The 6,085-nt window shown below is 52.1% G+C and carries 4 protein-coding genes; 1 reads left to right on the top strand and 3 read right to left on the bottom strand.

Annotated elements, in window-relative coordinates; all coding sequences use genetic code 11:
• Positions 1-343: 343 nt before the first annotated feature.
• From lanKC to lacNas_RS09195, 3 genes are all read right to left on the bottom strand, one after another.
• Positions 344-2,836, bottom strand: coding sequence for a class III lanthionine synthetase LanKC (gene lanKC, locus lacNas_RS09205; RefSeq protein WP_201330045.1), 2,493 nt, complete (start codon positions 2,834-2,836; stop codon positions 344-346).
• Between the two features lie 3 nt (positions 2,837-2,839).
• Entirely contained in the window at positions 2,840-2,983 is a 144-nt protein-coding gene (locus lacNas_RS09200) for a hypothetical protein (RefSeq protein ID WP_201330044.1), read from the bottom strand.
• Positions 2,984-3,112: 129 nt separating this feature from the next.
• Positions 3,113-4,252, bottom strand: a complete 1,140-nt coding sequence (locus lacNas_RS09195; RefSeq protein WP_201330043.1) for an LCP family glycopolymer transferase — start codon at positions 4,250-4,252, stop codon at positions 3,113-3,115.
• Between the two features lie 179 nt (positions 4,253-4,431).
• Between lacNas_RS09195 and pepF the strand changes: the two genes are divergently transcribed.
• Positions 4,432-6,085, top strand: a 1,654-nt coding sequence (gene pepF / locus lacNas_RS09190) for an oligoendopeptidase F (protein ID WP_201346800.1), incomplete at its 3' end; no start/stop codon positions are given.

The following is a 6,085-nucleotide window of genomic DNA, read 5'->3' as shown; positions in this document are numbered from 1 at the left end:
CCCGGCAATCACGCCTATGAGCCAGATGCCAAAAAATATGGTCCAAGCCCGGCGGCTAGCCGGCCGCTGGTCAAGCAGCCGCAAAAAGCAGGCAATATTAATCATAGGCGCTAGCACCATTGTGCTGGCATCAAGTAGATACAATAAAGTCATCTATTTATCCTGTCTTTGCTTTATTCCTTTTCCGTCCTCATGATACAACAAAAAGCGCAACTAAGTTGCGCCTTTATGCCCTAATATTAACCAAAAATTGCCTTGATTCGGTTCCAGCAAATAAGTGAAATCTTGTAAGAATTTCCTCGCTTATGGCCCTTTCTCTTAATCAAGCTAACCGTCCTATTTTCTAATTCGCAAACAAGAAGCTCTCGTTTTTAATAACAGGCAGCCACTTACCCCAGTTATGGTCTCTGACACCCAACAGGATAGTCAAAATTCCAACAGCTCCGGTAGCCAGATCCAGGGAATTTTTCAAGCCATAAACCCCAGGAAGCAGAATTTCATCTCTGTCAAAGACCAGGTAGTTGGTCAAGTGCTGCAGTTTTTCGTCCAAAAAGCCCTCATAACCCAGACTTTCTGCCGCGATGTCGCCTAGCATAAGTCCCGCGAAGCCGTCAAAGAGGCCATTCATGTAAGCTAATTTGACCCGGTTAGTCGCGATCAAGCCCTTGATCATCCTGCCGTCGCCTTTAACCTTGACCCCGTCTTTCGCGAATTCCAGCAAAACCAGGAGCAAGCCGCAGGAACCAGAATTAAGGTAGGGCAGGTAGCTTTCCTCGCCATTGACCATGCCTTTTAAAAATATTCCGCCTTTTGTCTGACTGACTTCCTGCTCTAAAAAGGCGGCCAGTTTTTCTTCTGCGGCTTTTACTAAATCATTCTCCTTTAAGTACTTGCCAGCTTTTTCAAGGTAAAGGAGCATCCCTAATTTTCCAGTAAGCAGACCCGCTTCCTCCCAAGCGTCATAGCTAGCTAATATCTGTTGGGCAATTTTTACCAGCTCCTGCTTTCTGTCTTCATCTGGCTCAAGCAGCTGCAGGGACAATTTGGCCAGGCCAATCCCCGCCAGGCCGCTCTCTAACGACAAGTCAGTCATCTGGTCAACCTTAATTCCGTCGATCATTTTTTTGCCTAGTTCCTGGTCGACTTCTGAATACAAGACTGACCCCATCCCTGCCGCACCGGTAAAGAGGCCTGGCTCCATTTCACTTGCCTGGTAAATTGCCTTTTGATTTTTCAAGCACCACTTTTTAAAAAGCTCCCGGTCTTCCGGCAAAGCGGACAAGACCAGGCCCAGGCCCAGCGCTCCATTTTCAATATTCAGCATCCCTGCCGGCTCAATAAACTGAGCAATATCGCCCTTAATCAAGCGCTGACTTGTCCAGTCGATATTTGCTTCTATCCCTTTCGCGACTCCCTCAATCAGCTGGTCCAGGGACTTCTGCCCTGCTGAAGCTGGCAAGTCTGGCAAAGTCAAGCCGGCTTTTTCAAAATACTCTTTTTTGAATTTCCGCAAAAAGTCTCCCGCTGCCTGGTCCAGATTTTCCAGCCTGACCGCTTCGCTTATCTTCGGCTTTTTGGCCAAATGACTGACGTCGATAACCGGCAAAAGGGTATATTCAATCATTTTGTACAAAGACAGCCAATCCTGCTGGCCCATGGTCTTGGCCTGCTGGTCGCTGAAACCTGGCGTAGACAAGCCTGGTTCATAAGTCTGGTCAAGCGGCCCCGCCTGCTCAAAATCGACCAGGACCGGGCCTTTTTTGCCCAAGAGAACATTGCCCGGCTGCAAGTCGCCAATGGCTATACCCCGCTGGTGGATGTCCTCTACCGCCGCAAACAGCTGCTTGGCCAGTTTTTTTACCATTTTCAGATAGCGGCCATGATCTTGCCGGAAAGGATATTTTTCCTTGATCAGCTGGTCCAAGTTTTCTGCTGGCAGATAGTCCTCGACCAAATAATAATGAATCCAAACCTGGAAAGAATCCCGCAGCTTAATGACATAGGGGGAGTCTTGCAGCTGCCTTAAGAGCTCTGCTTCATGCTTGATCCTGCTGAAGCCATCCTGCAGGTTCGCGTCAATCCCGGCCCCCTGCCGGCCTTCTTTAATCAAGTACTTCTGCCCGGCTTTTTGCCCCAGGTAGATCCCGCCGGCATTGCTAAAAAGCAAGGCTGACGAAATATTGTACTGACTCAAGCGGGAAAAATCGCCGCGGCCTGCCCCTTTTTCAGCGGGAAAAGGATCTGGCACGAAATCTGGCTGCAAGTAATAAGGCAGACGTTGGTCGATAACCAGGTGACCTTGCTCGTCCCTTATGCAATAGTTGCCTGCCTCATCGCGGAGCTCCTTAAAGGCCCCATAGCGGTAATAGACGTTGCTTGTTTTATACCGCTTGTCAGACAAGATATAGGGGCCTAATTCATACTCACTAGTTAAAGCCGCCAGGTCAGCCGCGGCCTGCTTGAACTGCTCCGTATCCTTTGGATAAGCCGTGATAAACTTGCCCGACTCAGTCCGGTCAGCGTTTTTGGAGTTTTTGACGATCCATTCGCCCCGGCTGACCGTGAACTTGAAGCTGATTTTTTGCTTAAAAAGATAGTCAGCCGCTACCCTTAAAAGCTCTTCTTCGTCCTTGCATCCGGCTGACAAGTGGATCTTCCAGCCCTGCGCTGGCAGCTCGCCAGGCGCCAACATATAGGTCCAGTTGCGGTCACTCCAGGTCTGCCAGCCTGCTGGCGGCTTCACCTGGTAAGGCTGCAGTTTAGGCGCCGCATCTTCAAAAAAGCTGCTTTTCTCATCCAAAAGAAAAGGCACATAGTCCTCGATCGCGTACTTCATTTTTTACTTGAACAAGTTGTCAAAAAAGCCGTAGAAGCTGCCATAAATAGTGTGAAAGCAAATCAGGCTGCGGCGGACGTCACCGTTTTTATCCTTCTTTGCCTTCTTCAGCTGCAAATTCAAAACTTCTTCAATCAGGTTTTCCATTTTTCCCTGCCTCCTTTTTGCCTATCAGTTTAGTTCTACCCCGCTTATTTTTTCCAAAAAATCACCATCGGGCAAAAAAGGCTCATAAGCGCAAAAAAATGCCCCTAGCTGAGCTAGAGGCATGCTTTCTTACCAAGAATCAGAGCTTCTTGGCGTAATTGAGTTTGCTTCGTAAATCGTATAGTTGGTAATGGTCTCATTGCTGGAGAAGTCGACCCCGTTATAAGTCTCGTTCAAACTGTTCTGCCGGGTTTCCTGGTTGGTCAAGGTCTGCGTCGGCAGCCCCAGATTCTTTCTAAGCTTGTTGGACCACTTCTGCAGCTGAGCAGTTGAGGCGATCTGGAAACTGGTCGAAGAAATCGTCGCGTCATGGCCCTGGATGTAGCCGCTGGAGATATTGCTTGCCGCGGCCCGGTAATTGATGGCCAGACTGGTCATGTCGCCGAAGGTCAAGTTGGTCTTGACGTACTTGGCGAAGACCTTGAGCAACTTTTGGTAGTTGGCCAGGCCGTTGACGCTGAGGGCCTTCTTGACCACGGCCTTGATGATCTGCCGCTGACGCATCTGCCGGCCGTAGTCACCCCGCGGATCGTCATAGCGCATCCGGGCATAAGCGATGGCATGGCGGCCATTCAAATGCTGCTTGCCTTTCTTGAAATCACACCAGTCATAACTGAAACTGAACGGCACGTTGACATCGACCCCGCCCAAGGCATCGACCAGGCTCTTTAAGGCCTTCATGTTGACCTCAACATAGTAGTTGATTGGCACATTGAGCATGGTTGACACGGTCTTGACCGAACCCGTGCTGCCGCCGAGCTCATAAGCCGAATTGACCTTGAACATGAAGTACTTGGTGCTGGAAGTCTCGCCAAGGATTTCCGTCAAAGTATCCCGGGGGATGGAGGTCATGGTCGTCTTCTTGGTCGTTGGATTGACCGTCACCAGAATAATCGTGTCGGAATTTCCCTGGTCGTTGCGCCCTTCCAGCCCCTGGTCAACCCCCAGAATCAGGAGCGAGATCGGCTTCTTGGCCGCGATTCGGGCGCTGGTAGCCGTATTGCCGCTGCCGCCGCTCATGGTCACCAGGGCCGAATGCAGGCTGAAGTATGCATGCGCCCCCCAAGTTGCTGCCACCAAAACGGCAAAGGTGACCAACAAGCCCAGCACGGCGGGCACGGGACGCTTGGGCCGGCCGATCAGCCTGTCCTGGACAAGAGTCACATTGCGAAATATTTTCTGTTGTTTTCTGCTGTGTTGCTCTTCCATGGACTGACCCCTTTATTTTTTGCTATCTTTTATTTTCGCACGAAAAGGCTTTTTGATAAATAAGCCGCGTGAATTGTTTAGACTATCTTATTTTTTGGCAAAAAGCGGCTTTGATAGTAGAATATCAAGTATCGTAAAGTAATGACACCAACTGAGAAGAAAAAAGAAGAGGTAAATGTATGGAAATCCCGTATCGCAATCAGGTTCCCGAGGACCAGACCTGGGATTTGACCCGGGTCTTCAAGACCACGGCCGACTGGGAAGCCGCCTTTAAAGAGGTCAAGCAGGAAGTCAAGGCCCTGCCGGAACTGGAAGACGGCTTTACGGAGAGCGCGGCCGTTCTTTATGACCGCTTGCACAGAATCTTTGACGTGGACCGGCGCCTGTCCAAGATCTACGTCTACGCCAGCATGGCCAGCGACGTCGATACCAGCAACCAGCAGGCCCTGGCCCTGAACTCCCGCGGCCAGAGCCTGGCAGCTGAATACCAGGCCGCCGTGGCCTTCATCCAGCCGGCCATCCTGGCTTTGGGCAAAGAGAAGCTGGCCGGCTTTCTGAAAGAAGAGCCGCGACTGGAAGGCTACCGGCACTACCTGGAGCAGATCGTCAAGCACCAGGAACACGTTTTGCCGGCTGAAGAGGAGAAACTGGTGTCGGCGGCCGGGGATGCCCTGTCAGCTTCAGCCAACACCTTCAACGTGTTGACCAATTCTGACCTGCAGTTTCCTTACATTGAAGACGAAGACGGCGAAGCAGTGGAACTGACTGAAGCCAACTACGACATCCTGATTCAGTCCCAGGACCGGAATGTCAGAGAGGACGCTTTTGACGCCCTGTACGCCGGCTACGGGCAGTTTGCCTCGACCTTTGCCTCTACCCTGGCGGGCAACGTCAAGGCCCATAATTTTGACGCCCAGAGCCACCACTACCAGGACGCCCTGGCCGCTGCTTTGAGCGAGAACAACATCCCCGTTGCCGTCTACAACCAGCTTTTGACCAGCGTCCACAAGCACCTGGACCTGCTCCACCGCTATGTCAGCCTGCGTGAAGAAATCCTGGACCTGAAGGGCGACCTGCAGATGTGGGACATGTACGTGCCGATCACGGGCACGCCGAGCCTCAGCTATACTTTTGACGAGGCCAAGGCACAGGCGCGGGAAGCCCTGCAGGTTTTGGGCGAAGACTACCTCAAGCACGTCGACTACCTCTTCGACAACCGCTGCATCGACTACGTGGCCAACATGCACAAGCAAAGCGGGGCTTACTCAAGCGGTGCTTATGACACTGACGCTTATGAGCTCTTGAACTGGCAGGGGGACTTGGACTCCCTCTACACCCTGGTGCATGAGACCGGCCACTCGGTCCACAGCATGTACACCCGGGAGAGCCAGCCATACGTGTACGGGGACTATCCGATTTTTGTCGCGGAAATCGCCTCGACCACCAACGAAAACCTGCTGACGAACTACTTCCTGGGCCGGGTGACGGATCCAAAGACCCGGGCCTTCCTGCTCAACTACTACTTGAGCTCCTTTAAGGGGACGGTCTACCGGCAGACCCAGTTCGCGGAATTCGAGAAGTTCATTCATGAAAGCGACCAGGCTGGTGAAGCCTTGACGGCTGACTACCTGTGCGGCTTCTACGACCGGCTCAACCAGCAGTACTACGGCCCGGCCATCGGCCTGGGGACGGATATCGAGCTGGAATGGGCCCGGATCCCGCATTTCTATTACAACTTCTACGTCTACCAGTACGCGACCGGCTTTGCCGCCGCGACTGCCCTGGCAGGCAAGATTTCCCGCGGCGGCCAGGAAGACCGGGAGAAGTACCTTG

It is taken from the genome of Lactobacillus nasalidis (assembly GCF_016587775.1).
In the GTDB taxonomy this organism is placed as follows: Bacteria; Bacillota; Bacilli; order Lactobacillales; family Lactobacillaceae; genus Lactobacillus; species Lactobacillus nasalidis.
The sequence above is the reverse complement of the archived record's forward strand: the minus strand, read 5'-3'. Positions and strand labels throughout refer to the sequence as shown.